The following is an 18,901-nucleotide window of genomic DNA, read 5'->3' as shown; positions in this document are numbered from 1 at the left end:
GAGCGTCGCGCTGTGAGTGGCGAGCACCCCGGGCGGGCGACGGTGATGTTCGTGTGCACCGGCAACACCTGCCGCTCCCCCTTCGCCGAGCGGCTGGCCACGCACCTCGACCCGGCCACGCGCTTCACCAGTACCGGCACCCACCTGCTGGCCGACCTCGGGATCGACCCGGCGATGGCGGACTGCCTGGGGCGCCTCGGCATCGAGGACGCCGGCTTCCGCAGCCGCCGGCTCGATGCCGCACTCCTCGCCGAGGCGGACCTCGTCGTGTGCATGACCCGCTCGCACCGCGCGTGGGTGAACGGCACCTTTCCCGCGGCGGCGGCCCGAACCGTGGTGCTCAAGCCGTACGCGCAGCTGGTCGAGTCCGGCGCGGTCGCGCCGTGGCACCCCCCGGTCGCGGCATCCGAACCGGAGTCGTCGCCGGGCTGGCTCGACGACGTCGCGGATCCCTACCGGCTGGGCCGGGACGAAGCGCAGCGCGCGGCCGATGAGATCGAGGCCGCGCTGCGTCGGATCCTCGGGCGCTGAGCGCGCCGGATCCTCGGCCGCTGAGCGCGCCGGAGGGGTTGCTAGAATATGGAGGAGCATTGTCGGTGGACAAGCAGAGTCATCCTGAAGGGAAACGTGTGGACATGGGACGTGTCGTCGTCGAGGTCATGCCGAAGCCGGAGATCCTCGACCCGCAGGGCAAGGCGATCGGAACTGGTCTGCAGCGACTGGGCATCGAGGGCTTCGAGGTCCGCCAGGGCAAGCGGTTCGAGCTGACGTTCGAGGGCGAGGCCACCCCCGAGGTGATCGCCGAGATCGAGCGGGCGGCCACCACTCTGCTGTCCAACCCCGTCATCGAGGACGTCGTCGCGATCCGCGAAGAGGCCGCAGAGGCCAGGGCCGAGCACCCGTCGACGGCGATCGGCGCCGCGTCGGATGCGGTCGCGGAGGCCAACGACGTCGAGGCGAGTGCCCGATGAGCGGCGATCGCTCTCAGTACACCGCCGGCGGCCCGCTGATCGGAGCCCCGCAGTCCACCTCCCCCACCCCTGGCGCCTCGGGTGCTCGGATCGGTGTGGTGACGTTCCCCGGTTCGCTCGACGACCGTGACGCGATGCGCGCCGTGTCCCTCGCCGGTGCCCGGCCGGTCCAGCTGTGGCACCGCGACACCAGCCTCACCGACGTCGACGCCGTGGTCCTGCCCGGCGGCTTCTCCTACGGCGACTACCTGCGCTGCGGCGCGATCGCCCGCTTCGCCCCGATCATGGAGTCCGTGATCGACGCCGCGCAGGGCGGCATGCCCGTGCTCGGGATCTGCAACGGCTTCCAGGTGCTGTGCGAAGCCCACCTGCTGCCGGGTGCGCTGGTGCGCAACGAGAACCAGAAGTTCACCTGCCGCGACCAGCGACTCATCGTCGAGAGCACCTCGACCGCGTGGACGAACCAGTTCGCGGAAGGTCAGGAGATCGTCATCCCGCTGAAGAACGGCGAGGGCGGCTACATGGCCTCCGAGGAGGTGCTCGACGAGCTCGAGGGCACCGGCCGGGTGGTGTTCCGCTACCTCGGTCCCAACCCGAACGGCTCCCGGCGGGCGATCGCGGGCATCAGCAACGAGCGCGGCAATGTCGTGGGCCTCATGCCGCACCCGGAGCACGCCGTCGAGGCGGGCTACGGACCGGACACCGAGGACGGCATCCGCACCGGCACCGACGGGCAGGGGATCTTCACCTCGGTGCTCGCCACGCTCGTCAACGCCTGATCCGCCCCATACCCATGCACGGCTTCCGCTGCCGTGCATGGGGGAGTGGGTAGTCTGGGGTCATGAGCGACTCCCTGCAGAACCTGGTGAACCGGGCGATCTTCCTCTCCACGGAGATGCAGACGCATTTCGGGCTCGGCATCGTCGATGCCGGTCTGGATTTCGACAAGTGGGAGGTCGACTTCTCCGAGCACCCTTCCCTCCAGTTCACCGGTGACGAGCCGCTGACCCTGCGCGCGCACCTGATCGGCACCCACGCCGCTGGACAAGGTTCGTGGCACTGGGGCTGGGACAACGTCAACGACTTCCCCGAGCCGGTGGTGGCACTGTCCCACGCCGTGCGCCGGCACGGAGCCGCCCATGACATCGCCGAGCTGACGACCGACGAGATCACCGCCGACGAGGAGCTGCCGCTGCGGCTGATCCTGGCGGCCAAGGAGATCACCGGGAAGTGGGCCCACTACCCCGCCTCCGCCGGGGGCGGCACGGTCGTGTGGATGCTCGTCGAAGGTCCCCAGCTTCAGGCCGCCGCGCCGAAGATCAAGCAGATCGTCCGCTCGCTGGCCCAGGGGCTCACCGAGACCACCGTGACCGACCACCGCGAGGCGCTGCAGGCGTACTCGGAGCGCCGGGGCTTCCCGCTGATGATGCTGCCCGGCGGCGGGCTGCGCATCCTCGCCGAGGACGGCTCCGCGGATGTCACCTTCGACGAGCACAACCGGATCACCGAATGCCTGCCGCACCTGCCGCTGGAGGGCGAGGCCGCCGAGCAGTTCGCCGAGGCGGCGGCCGCCCAGCCGACAGCCGCACCCGAGCCCGCGCCGGTGCCAGAGCCGGTCGTGGCGGCACCCGTGCCGGAGCCCGCACCTGCTGCGGAAGCACCCACCGTCGCGCCCGTGCCCGAACCGGTTTCCGAGACGCCGGAGCCCGAGCCGGTTGCGGAGGCACCGGCTCCGGAAACCGCTCCCGAGGCGCCCGCGCCGGAACCTGAGCCTGTCGCCGAGGCGCCCGAACCCATCGCCGAGGCGCCCGCGCCGGAACCCGAACCCGTCACCGAGGCACCGGCCGCGATCCCCGAGCCGACCGTTGCGCCCGAGCCGAGCCCCGCGCCCGCACCGGCCCCGACTCCCGCCTCGGAGCCGGCAGCCGAGCCCGCGGAAGCAGCCGCGACGGACGAGGAAGCACGGGACGAGGAAGCGCCCAGGAAGAAGGGCTTCTTCAAGCGGCTCTTCGGTCGCTGACCCGCTCCCACTCCGCCCCGCCCACTCCGGCCCCCGGAGTGGGCGCACACCCCTTCTCCTCGGTCGCTCTGACGGCTAATGTGGGCTGCATCATCCCCGCATCCCCTCCGAGGCTGATCCCTATGACGAATCCCCAGATCGCGCTGCTCCGTGCCCTCGCCGCCTCCTGCCGGAGTCTTGCCCCGCAGCTCGGCCACAGCCTGACCGAGGTCACTCCGCTGGCCGACGAGGTCACCTGGTCGGGTACCTATCCGCACCGGATCAATGACGTGATCGCCGATTGGACGGTCCGGCTGCGACTCGACGAGGAGGCCCTCGGCGCCTTGGCCGCACAGGCCGAGGCAAAAGCCGCCCTGCTGGAGGCCCAGGAGCTCCTGCCGTGACGCCGGTGCACATCCATGAGGAGCGCACCGCCGGGCTCGGCGCGGCCGTCGGCAGGCTGGAGGCACCCGCGGCCACCCTCGCCCGGGACGTCGGCAACGTGGTCGACCAGCTCGCGACGCTGGGCGTCAGCGCAGCCCGCGACCCTGCTGGAACCCTGCGTCGGATCGGCGCGCAGGCTCCGGGGATCAGCACCGAGATCAGTGTCCGCCTGGCGTATCTGGCTGCGTGCAGGCGGCTGGAGTCCTCGCTCGGCGTCGACATCAGCGACCAGATCTCCTTCGAGAACCTGCCGGCCCCGAATGTCGCCGCCGTAACACGGGCGCTCCAATCCGCCCTCCAGTCGGCCGACCCCGCCGGCATTCGGGCAGCGCTGGCAGGCCTCACCGCCGGCGAGGCGCAGCTGGCCCTCGAAACCCACCCGGAGCTCATCGCTCAGCTCCAGGGTGAGTTGCCGCCGAACCTGCCCTGGTACTCGGTTCCCCTGCTGACCGAGCCCGGGGCGACGATCGTCCCCGAGGACCTCCTCCGTACCCACCTGGGAGCGCTCGACCCGGCGGAGCGCCGGATGCTGGTGCTGCTCTATCCCGACCTCGCCAACATCGACGGTGTGCCTCCGACCGACCGCTATGCGGGCAACCGGCTCAACATCGCCGCCGCGATCGTCCGGGAGTCGGCAGCCGCCGACAGCGGCCCGGAGCGCATCACCTTCTACCGCTCGCTGCTCGAGGAGACCCCGCAGATGATCGGCCTGGACGGGCTGCCGGTGGAGTCGGACGGCCACCAGGTCCTCCTCTTCGACCCGGAGCACTCGCGGTTCGCCGAGGTGTTCGGGGAGTTCCCCACGCACGGGGACGACGCCACCGGCGTCGACGTGGGCATCCTGATTCCTGGTGCCGGCACGAACATCGACACCGTCGCCGGCACCTCGGCCCGGGCGCTGAGCCTCCACGACGCCGTCGTGCCGCCCGGGTCCTCGCCGACCGTCGCCTGGATGGGCGGTGAGATGCCGCAGGGAATCAGCGCGGCGCGCACCAGGTTCGCCGAGGATCTGGGTCCGCGCCTGCCGGCCCTCATCAACGGGCTGGGTCTGCCCGACACGGCGGGAACCGTGGCTTTCGGGCACTCCTACGGCGGCTCCGTCCTCGGAACGGCTCTGCGGGAAGGCCTGGTCGTCGACTCCGCGGTCTTCGTCAACGCAGCCGGACTGGGACCGGGAGTGACCGGCGTCGAGGACTATCCCGCGGCCGCGACCACCGACTTCTACAACGTGTCCGTCCCCGGGGACTGGATCAACTGGACCCAGGACCTGGTCCACGGCTCCGACCCCGACCGTGCCGACGGGATGATCCAGGTGGACACCGGCTGGTACGACGAGGCGGGCGGCATCACCCTGGCGGATTCGCCGGATACCCACTCCGGGGTCTTCGACACCAGGACCACCGCGTTCGCGAACATGGTGGCGATCCTGCAGGGCGACGGCGCTCGCATCACCGTGGAGGGAACGCACCCGGCGTGGCACGGCGGTCCGCTGGAGACGCCTATCGACCATCCCGAGTACCGGGAGGAGTTCCACACCGTCGAATGACCCGCTCGCCGCGCCCCGCCGCCCCGCTCGTCGGACTCTCACCTCCTTCGGACTCATCGCCCTCTCCGGACTCCTCACCGGCTGCCAGAAAGCAGGCCCCATGCCCGACACGAACCCGCACCGCGCCGCCCACGGTCCCGCCGGCGCGCTGACCACCGACTCACCCGACTTCGCTTCCGCCGCCGCTGCGATCCGGCCGCTGCTCGACGAGTTCGGCCGGCTGCTCGGGGACGCGTCGCCGACGATGGCCGGCACGCCGAAGGTCACGCCCTGCGCGGACCCGAGCGATCCGAACGGCCCGTGGCAGGTGACGGTGCAGGACTACTGGGCTACCGCGCCCGACGCCCGACTCCTCTCCGGGGCGCCCGCGGCGGCCGCCGAGGTGTTCGCCGGATGGCAGTCGGACAATCAGCTCAAGCCCGGCAGCGAGCGACAGTCGGACATCGGGCGTCAGGCGGCCGTCGGACCGAACAGCGAGCCGGGGCTGCGCTTTCGGCGCTCCGACGGGCTGCTCGCCGCGACCGTGAAGGCGGGCTCCGACGCCAACCGCGGCTGGGTCACGGTGTCACTGTCGACTCCCTGCGCGACGGGCCCGGAGCCGCACCCCGCCGGCATCTGACGCACACTGGGGCGGTGCCCCTGTCCACGAACATCGGCCGGATCCGCGAGCGCGGATCCGGCCGATGGGGTCACTCGCGCACTGAATTCAGATAAGTTCAGCGCACGAGGAGATCATCGTCGTGCGTTCTCGTTGGCGTGCGCCGGCGGATTGGCGGAAGAGCCGACTCCCGGGTTGGCATGCGAGGGTGGTCCGTTCGGCTCAGCGTGCTTCGGCGGGTTGCCCGGGTGCCCGGACTCGTCACCCTCGGCCCACGTCTCCATGAGCAGCCTGGCCGGCTCCACATTGTCCAGATACGCGCCGCGGGCCGGGTCCTCCTCGTCTGCCAGACGCATCAGCTGCTCAGAGCCGGCGCCCTTGAAGTAGAACGGCACCAAGTGGTTGGTGTGGTTCGTCGAGTGCCAGCCGACCTCCGGCAGCTCACCGGCTGCACCGGACAGCGGGGTGTAGTCCGGGTCGGAGTCCTCGCCCCACAGGTAGCCGGTCTCATGGTCGGCGGTGACGATCAGCAGGGTGTCCTTCCACGAGGAGTGGTCCTCGACCCAGTCCACCACGGATTCCACTGCGGCGTTGAAGTCCTGCTGCTCCTCGATATTGCGGACGGTGTCGTTCGCGTGGCCGGTCCAGTCGATGGCGCCGCCCTCGATCATCAGGTGGAAGCCCTCGTCGTTGTCGCCAAGCACGTTCAGCGCGCCCTCCGACATCGTGCTCAGGTCCGGGACATTGTCGTTGAGGTGCTCACCCGGCAGTTCACCTGAGTCGGAGCGAGCCTGCTGCAGTGTGGTGGCGACCTGAGCCAGGCCGAACAGCTTGTCGGATTCGAGCTCACCGGAGGCAAGGGCTTCGAAATCGCTGACGTCTTCGACGTAGTCCCACTCGGTCTCGCCGCTCGAGACCGCCGCGTAGTCGTCAGCGCCGATGTAGTCGTAGGACGCCTCCTGCGGCTCGCCGTTGTCATCGAACTCCGGGTGGCCGGCGCCCATGACGACATCGAGGTGCTCGGCATTGATCATGTCGCTGCCGATCTCCACGTAGTTGTTGCGGTTGATGTTCGACACCGCGAAGGATGCCGGTGTGGCGTGGTTGTACTGCACGGAGGAGACGACGCCGCTCGACCGTCCGGTTTCGCGGGCGACTTCCGAGAGGTTGGTCAGGTGATCGCCGGTCTCCGGGTGCTGCCCGAGGACGCCGTTGGTGGTCTTCTGGCCGGTGGCCATCGCGGTTCCCGCGGCGGCCGAGTCGGTGACGTCCTCGTTGACATAGCCGAAGTCGCTCCATGCGGCTTCACCGTCGTAGTCGTTGCCGTGCTGGTAGGTCGACAATGCCACGCGGTTGAAATCGTCCTGCTCATAGACCTGAACGGGATCGCCGTCAAGTTCGGTGACGTTGCCGTCCTCATCCTCCTCGGTCTGGTACATGGCTTGACCGGTTTCGAAGATGTTGGTGCCGGCGACATGGTTGTACCCCATGCCGTCGCCGATCATGTAGATGACGTTCTTCGGACCTGCGCTGGGCGGGGCGGCGAGCGCCGGAGTCACGGATCCGGCTGCCGTCACGGCAACGGCCAGGGCTGCGGCAGAGATCGCTCCGGCGACTGCGCGGGAGATGGACTGCGTCACGGTATCTTCTCTCATTCGGTTGGTGTGTGAAGGCCACATCAGCTCGAGATCTGATCGATGTGAGTGCGGAAGCCGCCGATCGAGGGGCGACCGGCGGTCCGTGTCGAACAGTAGGCACTCGAGCTTGCTCGGAAGCGACGCCGGCGTGAAGGCCTGGACACGGGGCGTTCATCGCCCGGACAGTTCCTGATTCCCCACGCCGGCGCACGCAGGAGGAGCAGGCCGGGCCGTCGACCCGCGTCAGGCCCGATTCACTCCGATGACACCCTGGGCAGTTTCCGCGGGCTGAGAGGCGCGGTGGATGAACTCACGGCAAACTCCGGACGGATTCACCGTCGGGTTTCCTTAATCTTCACGGCGGTGTTCGTCACGACGCTTGGTGGGCGCACCTCTCCGGCCTAGACTGTTGCGCGTGAGTGCCCGGCCGTCGGGACGCATATCCGACTCCCGACAGCTCACCGCATCCCCATCCCCGAACCCGAAAGCCGTGCAGTGGAGATTCTGCTGAAACGCCAGGGCAGGCGCCTGTGCTCCGCCGTCGTCCTCGCGGCGTCATGCGTGACGCTGGCGGCCTGTCAGACCGGCGACTCCTCCGTGACCCCCGCGGCACCCGCTGCCGCCGATCCGACCCCGACGATCGCGCCGGAACCCGATCCGACCTCCACTCGGCCAACGGACGCCTCGGCGGCGGACGGCGCTGTCCCCGAGGAGATCCGGCAGGCCGATGAGACCGAAGAGGCCAAGACGATCAGGACCTTCTTCTCCGGGCTGGCGAAGGGCGTCAACGACGGCGATTTCGACAACCAGGAGCTCCGCGACACGTCCTCGCAGGAGCGGTTCGAGCGCAACGAGCAGACGATGGCCGTCTACGAAGGCCTGCACTTCCCCGGCCCGATCCCCTTCACGGCCACGGACGTCACCAGCTCGGGGCAGTACGCGAGCGTGATCGGCTGCTCCGTGGACACCGGGTGGGCGCAGAACGAGGCGGGCGAACCCGTCGGCACCTGGACGACCTCGGCGGCCAGGATCGAGCTCATCCGAGAAGACGACAGATGGAAGGTCGACGTCATCAGCCCCAGTGGCGTCGACTGCACGGACGTTCCCCTCGAGAAGAAGGAATGGCAGTGATGCTTCGCTCCCTCCGCACGCGCATCGCGGCGGTGCTCGCCCTGATCCTCGGCGGCACCATGTTCGTCGCGCCGCCGGCTCAGGCGTTCCCCGGCCTCGACATCGGCGGCGACTCGCCGCTGAGCTTCATCACCGACTTCGTCACCGGCGGCGGCGCCCAGTGCAGCATGTACGCCAACGAGTGGGGCTTCGGGCTGCACTGCCCGGGCCTGCTGGGCGGCGGCGAGCCGCAGACCATCGGTGAGCTGCTGGACACCGAGGAGGAGAAGTTCGTCCACGTCAGCCCGCCGTTCCCGCGCTGCTGGCAGGAGGACCTCCCCGCGAGCGTCCAGAGCGGCGAGCTGCCGCCCGGCGAGAAGCGCTACCTCACGGTGTGCACCGAGAACTACGACGGGCTCAACCTGCAGGAGCAGTACCCGCACGAGGCGGAGATGTCGTACAGCTACTCCGTCCTGCCCCCGGAGAAGGTCACGTACCTGACGGAGGACCAGAAGATCTTCGCCGACGCGGTGTGGCAGGGCTCGACCTTCCCGCCGACCTTCCTCGAGGCCCGGCCCGAGGACGGGGCGCGGGTCAACAGCGACACCCGCTTCTTCATGAAGGTCCAGGACGCCTCGGCGATCCGGCCGGGCGAGATCCAGTACATGGACCCGATCGCCATGCCCCAGGTGCTCGACATCGGTCTGCAGATGCGGGCCTACCTCCACACTCTGGAGGTCCACCCCGAGGGCGAGGGTCCGGGCAAGCCGGTGGTCCGCTGCTCCCTGGAGGACATCATGCCCGTCGACGGGACTACTGAGGAGGCCTCGCCGAACTCCTGCTGGCACACCTACACCCGCTCCTCGGCCACCCAGCCGCACGACGTCTACCAGGCGCGCGCGTACGCGTACTGGCAGGTCCAGTACAGCCACGACTTCGGCATCACCTGGCAGGACTTCCCCAGCGAGGCGCAGTCCGACGGCGAATCCACCCTGATCCGCCGCGGCGGCACCACCCGGATCCCCGTCCGCGACGTGCAGACGCTCGTCGTCCCCTGAACAGCAGAGCTCCCCTCACGACCCGACATCCCCCGACATCCCCACCCACAGCTGACATCCCCACGGAGGCAGGCGCAGGCATGACCTACACACCCACCACTCGACTCCCCCACCAGGGCCACCAGGCGCCCGGCTCACGGAAGCAGGACGTGCTCAAGGGCATCGGCGCGACCATCGGCGCGGTGCTCATCGTCATCGTGCTCCCGACCCTGCTGGTGATGCTCGTCGGCAACCCCTTCGCCGGATTCATCGGCGGCAGCGGCAGCGTGCTCACCGCCGGCCTCGACGCGCAGCTCATCATCAACGTCTTCGTCATCGTGCTGTGGGCGGCGTGGGCATACTTCACCATGAGCCTGCTCATCGAGTTCGTCCGCTACGGCCGCAGCCGCAACCGGCCGGGCCGCGGCCTGGCCCCCGGCGGGGCCGGGATCCTCGCCCGCCGCATGGTCGCCTCGATCATGCTGCTGGCCGGCGCCTCGGCGATCACTCCGAGCTTCCAGAGCCTGGCCAGCGATTCGGCGGTGGAGACCGCGGCCGCCGCCGAGTACGAGCGCTCCAGCCACGAGCTGGAGACCGTGCGCTCCAACGTCGCCGCCGCCGAGGCGCGGCAGGAGGCGCGCGCGGAAGGTGCGGCCGAGGACGGCTCGATCATCACCTACGTCGTCAAGCCCCCGCAGCACCGCCACTACGACACCCTGTGGGACATCTCCGAGCGCTTCCTGGGCGACGGCATGCGCTACCGGGAGCTCTTCGAGCTCAACAAGGACAAGGAGCAGCCGGACGGCACCAAGCTGCGCGACGCCGACCTCATCTACCCCGGGTGGACCCTGCGGATGCCGGCCGATGCCCAGGGCGAGGGCCTGCACGTGTTCAACCCCTCGGCTGCGACCCCGCTGTTCGCCGGGAACGCAGGGCCGGCGGGTACCGCGAGCTCCTCGGGGGTGGATTCCGCGACCGAGGCGGGGCAGGGGACAGGTGCCGAGTCCGCCCAGGCGACCGGCGCCGACGCTGCCGTCCACGCCGCCGAGGCGCAGGCGCACCGCCAGGCCGCGGCCGGCATCGAGACCGGCCTCAACGAGGCGATGATCGACGCAGCCGCCGGGCCCGGTGCCGGGGTGCGCCACGCGGTGGGCGGCGGTCTGCTCGCCGCGGGCCTGCTGCTGGCGCTCAGCGCCCGCCGCGGACCGTTCGGCGAGGTCTCCGACGAGCGGATGCTGCGGCTGGCCGAGAACACGCCGCTGGCCTTCGACCTCGACCGGGCCCTGCGCTGCCTGGCGCTCGGCTGCCGCGACACCGGCGTGCCGCTGCCGGAGGCGACCATGGTCATGGCCGGCCCGGAGAACATCATCCTGCACCACGCCTCGGGCCCGGAGCTCACTCCGCCGTGGCCCTGGCGGCGGGTGGAGAACGGCACAGCCTGGATCGTCGACCACGCCGAGGTGCCGGCTGAGCAGCTCGACGTTCCCGCCCCCTTCCCGGCGCTCGTCAATGTCGCCTCGACGGTGGGCTTCGAGATCCTCATCGACCTCGAGTCGGCGCCGGGCCTGGTCTCCGTGGCCGGCGACGACGAGCGGGCGCGCGAGGTGCTGATGTCGATGGCCGTCGAGCTGGCCACCAACGTGTGGTCCGACGGCGTCAGCGTGGACATGGTGGGCTTCGGCTCGGACCTGTCGGCAATCGCGCCCGGCCGCATCCGCCACGTCGACTCGCTGGACGAGATCCTCGACGAGGTCGCCGGCGAGGAGGAGGCCACGCAGCGGCTGCTGGAGAAGATGGGCATGTCCGGCGTGCTCGCCGGCCGCGCCGAACGAGGCGCCTCCCTGATCCGGCCTCGCGTCGTCTTCACCTCCGGCGTTCCCGCCCCCGAGGAGACCATGCGGATCCAGCGGATGGTGGGCCTGTCCCGGGTGCCGCTGGCGGTGGTCAACCTCGGCCACTCGACCGCGTCGCGGTGGAAGCTGGTGGCCGGCGGCGACGGCACGGTCTCCCTCGACGTCTTCAACCTCCACGGCACCGCCCGCCGGATCACCGTGGAGCAGACCGCGGAGATCGCCCACCTGTTCCGCACTGCCGATCAGGCCCGGCAGGCCGCCGGCGAGTACGTCGAGCGGCTCGATCCCCAGTCGGCCGCGGTCGCGGCGGCCGTGCTGCCGCTGCCGCAGCTGGACCCGGCGACCCTGCGCAATGACCTGACGCGCCGACCCGAGGTCATCATCCGGATGCTCGGACCCGTCACCGTCGAGGCGCCGGGTCCGGTGGATCCGCACCAGCGCCCGCTGCTCACCGAGCTCGTCGTCGCGGCCGCGCTGCACCCGGAAGGCCTGCACGACGCGGTGCTGCGCTCGATCGTGTGGCCACGCGGAGTCACCGAGGACGTCGTGCAGTCGAGCATCGCCGCGGCGCAGGCCTGGCTCGGCCGCGAGGAGGACGGGCGCGAACGCCTGCGCACCCGCGAGGACGGCATGTGGGAGCTGTCGGCCGATGTCATCAACGAATGGGCGCTGCTGAGCGCGGTGGCCCACACCGGCTACGGCACGCTTGAGGAGATCGAGCTGTTCGGGCTGACGCTCGACCGCGCGACAGGTGAGGTGATGGCGGTGCCGGAGGGCAGCGGCTTCTCCTGGATGGCGTTCCACGCCGCCCGCCGCGACGCGCGGGTGCTCATCACCACCATGGCCGAGCACGCCGCTGCGGTCTCCGTCCGGGAGGGGCGCACGCCTGCCGCGATCTGGTTCCTCCGCCAAGGCATCACGCTGGTGCCCACCGCGGAGACCCTGTGGCGTGAGCTGCTGCGGCTGACCGGTGGCCACGACCCGGCCGCCCTCGACGACGTCGCCGCCTCGCTGTTCCGGACGCTCAAGCTGCACGGCGTGCATCAGCCCGAGCCGGAGACCGACGCGCTGGTCGCGCAGCTCGTGCCGCACCGGAAGTCGGCGTAGCACCGGGCTGTGGGACCGGAGGCGTGACGTGAAGGTGGCCCGGCGGCGGCGCGCAATGCCGTTGGCGCCGCGACGTGGCAGCCTCGGCTGAGCGCGAGATGACGACAACGACCCGACGACTGAGCAGAAGGTGAGAGACTCCACAACGTGCGCATCCTGTTGACAGCGGTGGGGCCCGATGCGGTCCCCCACGACCTGACGATCGAGTGCGAGGAGACGACCACTGTCGGCGACCTCGCGCTCCGTGCTGCCGAACACCTCGGCATCCTCCGGGCATCCACCCCTTCCCTGACGGCGGCGGGGAATGGCGGAAGCCCGGTGTCTGCGCTGTCGGCCGACCGCGGCTGGTCGGCGGAGTCGGGCGGCAACGGCAGGTCTGCGGAATCGGCTGAGTCGGCCGGCAACGGAAGCCCGGCACCGTGGCACGTCGGGGCCCCGCCACCGGCGCAGCTGGCGTCAGTCCCCGAGCTGCGCGAGGTCCCGGAGCTGAGCGAAGTCCCGGAGGCCTCACACCGCCCGGAGAAGCGCACCGGTGCACCACGCCCAGCGCTCCCCCAGGCCCAGGCTGCTGCCCCGATCCTGCAGGCACCGATCCTGCCGGCACCGCCGTCGACCGCCCCTGAGGTGCCCCTCTACCTCGCCGGCACCATGCTCGACGGCAGCCAGCTCGTCGCCGAATCGCCGCTGCGCCACGGCGTCATCGTCGGCGTCGGGCAGCCGGTGCCCGGCATCACCTCGGAACCGACCGGAGCGCTGGAAGTCCGCATCACCTCGGGAAGGGGGGCCGGCAAGACGTACCGCCTGTCCGTCGGATCGTGGACCGTGGGCTCGGACCCGCTGTGCGCGATTCCGCTCGACGACCACCTGGTGCCGGGCCAGGCGCTCTCGCTCGAGGTCACCGACGACGGGGCGGTGTGGATCGTCCCCACCCCGGAGATCGTCGGCGCGACTCGCCCCGTACCGCCGCGCCGCCGCCCGCTGGAGGGCCCGATCCTGATCCCGGTCCCGCCGACCAAGCTCTACGAGGCCGGGCGCAAGGGCCGCAAGGAGATGAAGCGCGACCGGCAGATCGGTCTGGACTCCAACCACACCGAGGTCGACCCGAACGACCCGATCCCGCTCATCCACCTCGACCGCATACCGGTGCACTTCAACAGCGTGTGGCACCCGGGCACCTCGCTGTCGGTGGGCAACACGCTGCTGGAGCTGGCGTGGGTGACGCCGCCGGATGCCTCGCTGTCGGACACGCCCGCCGGCGCGACCAAGGATTTCAATCGACCGCCTCGGCTGCTGCCGGCCGCCCGGCCCAAGCGGTTCACCTACCCCGGCGAGCCGAAGAAGCCCGACGGCGTCATGTTCCCGTGGCCGCTGGTGCTCGCTCCGCTTGTCATGGGTCTGATGATGTTCCTGATCTTCGACCGCTGGTACATGCTGCTGATCATGCTGCTGAGTCCGATGATGTTCATCGGCAACATGATCCAGCAGTCCAAGCAGCAGGGGAAGCGCTACCGGAACGAGCTGGCCCGCTTCCGGGAGCGGCGCCGCAAGATCGAGGCCGATGCGTTCCGGGCTCTCGTCGAGGAGTCCGCCGCCCGGCGCTGGGACTACATGGATCCCGCGCAGGTGCTGCTCACGGCCACCGGCCCGCGCTCGCGGCTGTGGGAGCGGCGTCCCACCGATCCCGACTGGCTGCACATGCGGGTGGGCACCTCCGACCAGCTCAGCGAGATCTCCATCAAGGACCCGGAGCGGGAGGCGCACGAGGAGAACCTCGTCTGGACCGCCCCTGACGTTCCCGTCATCGTCGAGCTCACCGAATACCGCGTCGTGGGACTCGCCGGACCCTACGAGCACCGCCACGCCGTGGGCGCCTGGATGCTGACGCAGCTGGCCGCCCTCCACTCCCCCGGCGAGATCGAGATCCGGCTGATCGCCGACCGGGCCCGGGACAGGGAATGGGAGTGGGTGCGGTGGCTGCCGCACGTGCGCACCGATCCGGGCGAGGACGGTGTGGCCCGCGTGGGCACCGATGAGCTCAGCACCCAGCGGCAGCTCTCCGGCCTGATGAACCTCGTCGCCGCCCGTCATGAGGAGCTGAATGACCACGGCGACTTCAGCGGTCAGCGAGCGGTCCGCTTCGAGCCGGTGGTCGTCTTCATCGAGGACGCCAAGCGGCTGCGCCTGACGCCGGGCACGGTGTCCCTGCTGCAGAGCGGACCGGCCGTCGACGTGTACTTCGTGTGCATGGACGACGACGTCCGCCTGCTGCCCGAGGAGTGCCAGGCCGTCATCGGCTCCGACGGCTACTTCCTCACCGTCGAGAAGACGGGCAAGGAGCCCTTCGACTCGGTGCGCCCCGACCTCGTCGACCAGCCGTGGTGCGAACGGACCGCCCGGGCGCTGGCGCCGATCAAGGATGTCAGCCTGGAGGACGCCTCGGGCGCCATTCCGGCGCATTCCCGGCTGCTCGACCTGCTGCGCCTCGACCCGCCGCAGCCGGAGGCGCTGCTGGGCGGCTGGCGGTCCACGCCGCGGTCGACGACGGCGACCATCGGCGAGGGGATCGACGGTCCGTTCACCCTCGACCTCACCAGGGACGGCCCGCACGGCCTTGTCGCCGGCACCACCGGTTCCGGCAAGTCGGAGCTGCTGCAGACGATCATCGCCTCGCTGGCGGTGCGCAACCGGCCCGACGAGTTCAACTTCGTGCTCATCGACTACAAGGGCGGGGCGGCGTTCAAGGACTGCAACAACCTGCCGCACACCGTCGGGATGGTCTCCGACCTCGACGGTCACCTCACGACCCGGGCGCTCGCCTCGCTCGGGGCCGAGCTGCGCCGGCGGGAGCACATGCTCGCCCGCGCCGACGCGAAGGACATCGAGGACTTCACCGCCCAGCGCGACGCCGGCACCAACCCGACGGACGAGCGGATGCCCCGCCTGCTCATCGTCATCGACGAGTTCGCCGCGCTGGTCGCCGAGCTGCCCGACTTCGTCACCGGCCTGGTCGACATCGCCCGCCGGGGCCGCTCGCTGGGCGTGCACCTGATCCTCGCCACGCAGCGGCCGAACGGCGTCGTCAGCCCGGAGATCAAGTCGAACACCAACCTGCGGATCGCGCTGCGGGTCACCGACAAGACCGACTCGACCGACGTCATCGAGGCCCAGGACGCCGCGGAGATCCCCAAGTCGCTGCCCGGCCGTGCCTACGCCCGGCTGGGGCATTCGGCGCTGATCCCCTTCCAGTCCTCGCGAGTGGGCGGCCGCCCCCGAGGCGAGGCGCAGCTCGACGACATCGAGCTCGTCGAGCTCGAATGGGACTCGCTGGCCCGGGCCAAGCCGGTGGTCGAGGAGAAGGACGAGGACATCACCACCCTCACCGACCTCGCGAACCTGGTCAACGCGCTGAACACGGCGGCAGAGTCCGGGGGCATCTCCTCGCCGCCGTCGCCGTGGCTGCCGCCGCTGGACGACATCATCACCGTCGACGAGCTCTACGAGCACGTCCCGCGGGAGACGGTCCGCACCGAGCTCAAGCTGCCGATCGGCATGGTCGACCTGCCGCACCAGCAGTCGCGGACCGCACAGGTGTGGGACCTGGAGAACGACACCAACGCGACCTTCGTGTCGATGGCGCGGATGGGCCGGTCGTCGATCCTGCGGGTGATCGCCGGCATCATCGCCGACAACATCAGCGTGCGCGACGTCCACATCTTCGGCGTGGACTGCGGCAACAACGCCCTGCTGCCGCTCACCGCACTGCCGCACGTGGGGGCGGTCGTCACCCGCGATCAGCCCGACCGGCTCACACGGCTGACGAACCGGATCCGCGCCGAGATCGCCCGCCGGCAGGAGCTGCTCGCCGAGCAGGGGTTCGCCGATGTCGCCGAGCAGCGCAAGAACACCACCGGCGACGACCGGCTGCCCTACATCGTGGTCCTCTTCGACCGCTGGGAGTCCTTCCACGCGACGTTCCAGAACCAGGATGCCGGCGCCCTGATCGACGCCTGGCAGCAGATCATCCAGGAGTCCTCCTCCGTGGGTGTGCGGCTGGTCATCACGAACGACCGGACCGGGCTGGTGGGACGGCTGTCGACGATGATCGACGACAAGTTCGTCATGCGGCTGACCGAGATCAGCGACTACTCCTCGATCGGAATGAAGACCAAGGAAGTGCCGGGGCACATGCCTCCCGGTCGTGCTTTCCGCAGCGGTGCGCTGTCGGAGATCCAGCTCGCGCTGCTGGATTCCGATCCGGACGGCACTGCCCAGGTCCGGGCGCTGCAGGCCATCGGCCGTGATGCTGCTCAACGTGAGGCGGACGTCCCGCGCCGCCTGCGCCCGTTCCGGGTCGACAACCTGCCCACCCGGATCTCGTTCGCCGAGGCGCTCGCGCTGGGCGACGACGAGCGGGCCGGTGCTGGGCTGGCCGGTGCTGGGGCCGGCGGGGTGCTGGGCGGCGGTGTGCTGGTGGACGGCAGGCGCCTCGAACCCTATGAGCTGCCGATCGCGGTCGGCGGCGACACGCTGGCGATCCGGCCGCTGTCCGTTGTCGAGGACGGGCCGACGTTCCTCGTGGTCGGGCCGCGGAAGTCGGGGCGGTCGAATACCCTGCAGCTCGTCACCGACTACGTGTTCGAGCAGGACTACCGAGTGCTGCTGGTCGTGCCGCGCACGTCCCCGCTGCGGGCGCTCGGATCGGATCCTCGGGTGCTCGCCACCTTCACGCTGGAGACCCAGAAGGATGAGGGCAAGGAGAAGCTCGCCGAGTTCGCCGAGTTGACCAAGGCACGGCAGCGCACGGCCCTGATCATCGACGACATGGAGCTGCTTGGCTTGGACGGGTGGCTCGTCGAGGGCATCGAGGAGCAGGCCAAGCTGTGCCGCGACTCGGAGAGCTTCGTCATGGCGTCCGGAACGCCGGACGAGCTGGGCAGCTCCTATCGTGGGCCGGCAGTGGCGCTGAAGAAGTCTCGCTCAGGCGTCATTCTCAACCCGCAGGGCACCAACGACGGCGACATCTTCGGCGCGCGTCTGCCGCGCTCGATCGGCGCAGGCGGGGGCAACAAGGGCCGCGGGCTGCTGTTCCGCGCCGGCCAGTGGGAGCGCATCCAGGTCCCGCTCGTCGAGGTGCCGGTCGTCGGACATCGTCAGTAAGGCGAGATTGCGGATACGGTGCGGCGCCGGCGGGGGCCGACGATGGCTGAGGCCGGTGATGGCTGAGGCCGGTGAATGCGAAGTGAACGAGGCAGCGAGGCGATCAGCCTTTCTCAGGATCTGTTCATGCGGAATCGCGCGGTGGAGGGCGAAAGTTAACCCGGGCTGTCGATAGGTTGGAGGCACATGGTTCGCCTGAGGACCGTGTGGCATTTCCCCTCAAGAAAGGAACCACCATGTCTGTTGGTGCAGAACTCTCCACCCTCTCCGCCCTGAACACCACCTTCAAGAACAACGCCGATGCTGCCATCGACATCAAGACCCAGGTCTCGAACGGTGTCGACAGCTCCGTCTGGACCGGTAAGTACTCGGACGAGTTCCGTGAGGCTTGGACCACCTACTCCAAGAACCTCGACACTCTGAACGAGGCCCTGCTCAAGGCCGCTGAGGATGTGCGCACGAACCACAACAACATCGCAGCCGCCACCGGTGAGCCGGACCGCCTCTGATCCCCATCAGAGGTCCAGTACTCATCTGGACTTGGACGTCGAGTAGGGCCGAACCTCAGGGTTCGGCCCTACTGCTATTCACGTGAGTGCGCTGCTCGATCGGGAGAGCGCCGCTCGTTCCCCGCTCCTTCCGGCCGTCCGGGCGAAACGACGTTCTTCGCGCTTGGTCGGACAAGTCCGTGCCGCTCGTTCGGGAGAGAGCCACTCATTGTGTGAGCGCTGACTTGCCTCAACCGATCCCGTCAGCGGAACTGAGCTGGGAAAGCGCCTCCACCGCTCCTCATGATCGGCGTGACGATTCACGCTGATCGATCTGCGAATTTGCGCTGATTGATCTGGAATCCACGCTCCTCCCCGGGTCTGCTACTGTTGCATACTCGATTATTGTAATCGAACAGTAATCTTTTACTACTCCCTTTACTCCTGTTCTGGTTGGGTCGTGTCCGTGGCTCCTCGTAGGGTGGGTCCAACAGGTCAGGGAACTCCGGTTCCCGCCGGGCCTGAGGGGTCGGGACCACTGCGATGGGGCAGGAACAGGGGGTGAACGCAGGTGACGGGCACGGATGAGCGGACCCGCCATGGGAGGTCGGAGAACGGGCCCGCCGTGACTGCGTTGCAGGCGTTTCTGCCGGGCCATGATGTGGTGGCGGTGCAGCGGCTGCGGTTCCTGGCCGAGGCGGTGATCGAGGAATGCTTCGCCCGCCACTTCGACGACCTCACCCCACCGAAGGATGAAGCGCTGTCGGAGTGGGTGGCCGAACGGTTGGACGGCACCCATGTCACCGTGATCGCAGCCGTCCTCGACACCACGATCGGCAAAGCCTACGGGCACGCCCGGGTGGCGACCGTTGCCTGCTACGGACTGCCGAAGCTCTTCGCCGCGGCGCTCAAAGGCGAGATCACGTATGTCCGGTTGGAGTACGCGGCCCGGCG

Annotated in this window: 14 protein-coding genes; 13 read left to right on the top strand and 1 reads right to left on the bottom strand. The window is 69.7% G+C overall.

The window, feature by feature from the left end:
* The first annotated feature begins 12 nt into the window (after nt 1-12).
* The 7 genes from LXN01_RS08915 to LXN01_RS08885 all read left to right on the top strand — a co-directional run bounded on the left by LXN01_RS08915 (nt 13) and on the right by LXN01_RS08885 (nt 5,579).
* The gene (locus LXN01_RS08915) at nt 13-531 is read left to right on the top strand and encodes an arsenate reductase/protein-tyrosine-phosphatase family protein (protein ID WP_236864318.1); all 519 of its coding nucleotides are present in this window, start codon (nt 13-15) and stop codon (nt 529-531) included.
* A 65-nt stretch (nt 532-596) separates the two neighbouring features.
* Nucleotides 597-971 (top strand): phosphoribosylformylglycinamidine synthase subunit PurS, encoded by a 375-nt coding sequence (gene purS, locus LXN01_RS08910; RefSeq protein WP_425547651.1) that lies wholly within the window; start codon nt 597-599, stop codon nt 969-971.
* Entirely contained in the window at nt 968-1,750 is a 783-nt protein-coding gene (gene purQ, locus LXN01_RS08905; RefSeq protein ID WP_236864317.1) for a phosphoribosylformylglycinamidine synthase subunit PurQ, read from the top strand. Before purS ends, purQ begins: the two co-directional genes overlap by 4 nt.
* A 62-nt stretch (nt 1,751-1,812) precedes the next feature.
* Entirely contained in the window at nt 1,813-2,991 is a 1,179-nt protein-coding gene (locus LXN01_RS08900; protein ID WP_236864316.1) for a DUF6882 domain-containing protein, read from the top strand.
* 122 nt (nt 2,992-3,113) lie between these two features.
* Complete coding sequence (locus tag LXN01_RS08895) at nt 3,114-3,374, top strand: hypothetical protein (protein WP_236864315.1); 261 nt, start codon at nt 3,114-3,116, stop codon at nt 3,372-3,374.
* A complete protein-coding gene (locus LXN01_RS16350) occupies nt 3,371-4,960 on the top strand; it encodes an alpha/beta hydrolase (protein ID WP_236864314.1) in 1,590 nt (529 codons plus the stop codon). Before LXN01_RS08895 ends, LXN01_RS16350 begins: the two co-directional genes overlap by 4 nt.
* Before the next feature lie 100 nt (nt 4,961-5,060).
* Nucleotides 5,061-5,579 carry a hypothetical protein gene (locus tag LXN01_RS08885; protein ID WP_236864313.1) on the top strand — a complete coding sequence of 173 codons (519 nt, stop codon included), beginning with the start codon at nt 5,061-5,063 and terminating at the stop codon, nt 5,577-5,579.
* A gap of 113 nt (nt 5,580-5,692) precedes the next feature.
* Here LXN01_RS08885 and LXN01_RS08880 read toward each other — a convergent pair whose 3' ends face one another.
* Nucleotides 5,693-7,198 (bottom strand): alkaline phosphatase, encoded by a 1,506-nt coding sequence (locus LXN01_RS08880; protein ID WP_236864312.1) that lies wholly within the window; start codon nt 7,196-7,198, stop codon nt 5,693-5,695.
* Between the two features lie 492 nt (nt 7,199-7,690).
* On the opposite strand from LXN01_RS08880, the gene LXN01_RS08875 reads away from it, so the two are divergent.
* The 6 genes from LXN01_RS08875 to LXN01_RS08850 form a co-directional block, all read left to right on the top strand.
* Nucleotides 7,691-8,326 carry a hypothetical protein gene (locus LXN01_RS08875; RefSeq protein WP_236864311.1) on the top strand — a complete coding sequence of 212 codons (636 nt, stop codon included), beginning with the start codon at nt 7,691-7,693 and terminating at the stop codon, nt 8,324-8,326.
* Nucleotides 8,326-9,363, top strand: a complete 1,038-nt coding sequence (locus LXN01_RS08870; protein ID WP_236864310.1) for a hypothetical protein — start codon at nt 8,326-8,328, stop codon at nt 9,361-9,363. The genes LXN01_RS08875 and LXN01_RS08870 overlap by 1 nt, the downstream gene beginning before the upstream one ends.
* A gap of 80 nt (nt 9,364-9,443) precedes the next feature.
* Nucleotides 9,444-12,302, top strand: coding sequence for a LysM peptidoglycan-binding domain-containing protein (locus LXN01_RS08865; protein ID WP_236864309.1), 2,859 nt, complete (start codon nt 9,444-9,446; stop codon nt 12,300-12,302).
* Nucleotides 12,303-12,449: 147 nt separating this feature from the next.
* A complete protein-coding gene (locus tag LXN01_RS08860) occupies nt 12,450-17,459 on the top strand; it encodes an FtsK/SpoIIIE domain-containing protein (RefSeq protein WP_236864308.1) in 5,010 nt (1,669 codons plus the stop codon).
* Nucleotides 17,460-17,695: 236 nt separating this feature from the next.
* Nucleotides 17,696-17,968, top strand: coding sequence for a hypothetical protein (locus LXN01_RS08855; RefSeq protein ID WP_236864307.1), 273 nt, complete (start codon nt 17,696-17,698; stop codon nt 17,966-17,968).
* A gap of 604 nt (nt 17,969-18,572) precedes the next feature.
* A partial coding sequence (locus LXN01_RS08850) for a hypothetical protein (protein WP_236864306.1) occupies nt 18,573-18,901 on the top strand: 329 nt, incomplete at its 3' end.

The sequence above is a fragment of the Brevibacterium daeguense genome (assembly GCF_021729135.1).
In the GTDB taxonomy this organism is placed as follows: domain Bacteria; phylum Actinomycetota; class Actinomycetes; order Actinomycetales; family Brevibacteriaceae; genus Brevibacterium; species Brevibacterium daeguense.
This window is presented reverse-complemented; position numbering and strand designations above follow the sequence as displayed.

What these genes read in the sequence shown, in the direction of transcription:
- LXN01_RS08865 (WP_236864309.1), top strand. Translation starts at nt 9,444, where the DNA reads ATGACCTACACACCCACCACTCGACTCCCCCACCAGGGCCACCAGGCG.
- LXN01_RS08870 (WP_236864310.1), top strand. Translation starts at nt 8,326, where the DNA reads ATGCTTCGCTCCCTCCGCACGCGCATCGCGGCGGTGCTCGCCCTGATC.
- LXN01_RS08895 (WP_236864315.1), top strand. Translation starts at nt 3,114, where the DNA reads ATGACGAATCCCCAGATCGCGCTGCTCCGTGCCCTCGCCGCCTCCTGC.
- purQ (WP_236864317.1), top strand. Translation starts at nt 968, where the DNA reads ATGAGCGGCGATCGCTCTCAGTACACCGCCGGCGGCCCGCTGATCGGA.
- LXN01_RS08885 (WP_236864313.1), top strand. Translation starts at nt 5,061, where the DNA reads ATGCCCGACACGAACCCGCACCGCGCCGCCCACGGTCCCGCCGGCGCG.
- LXN01_RS08900 (WP_236864316.1), top strand. Translation starts at nt 1,813, where the DNA reads ATGAGCGACTCCCTGCAGAACCTGGTGAACCGGGCGATCTTCCTCTCC.
- LXN01_RS08855 (WP_236864307.1), top strand. Translation starts at nt 17,696, where the DNA reads ATGTCTGTTGGTGCAGAACTCTCCACCCTCTCCGCCCTGAACACCACC.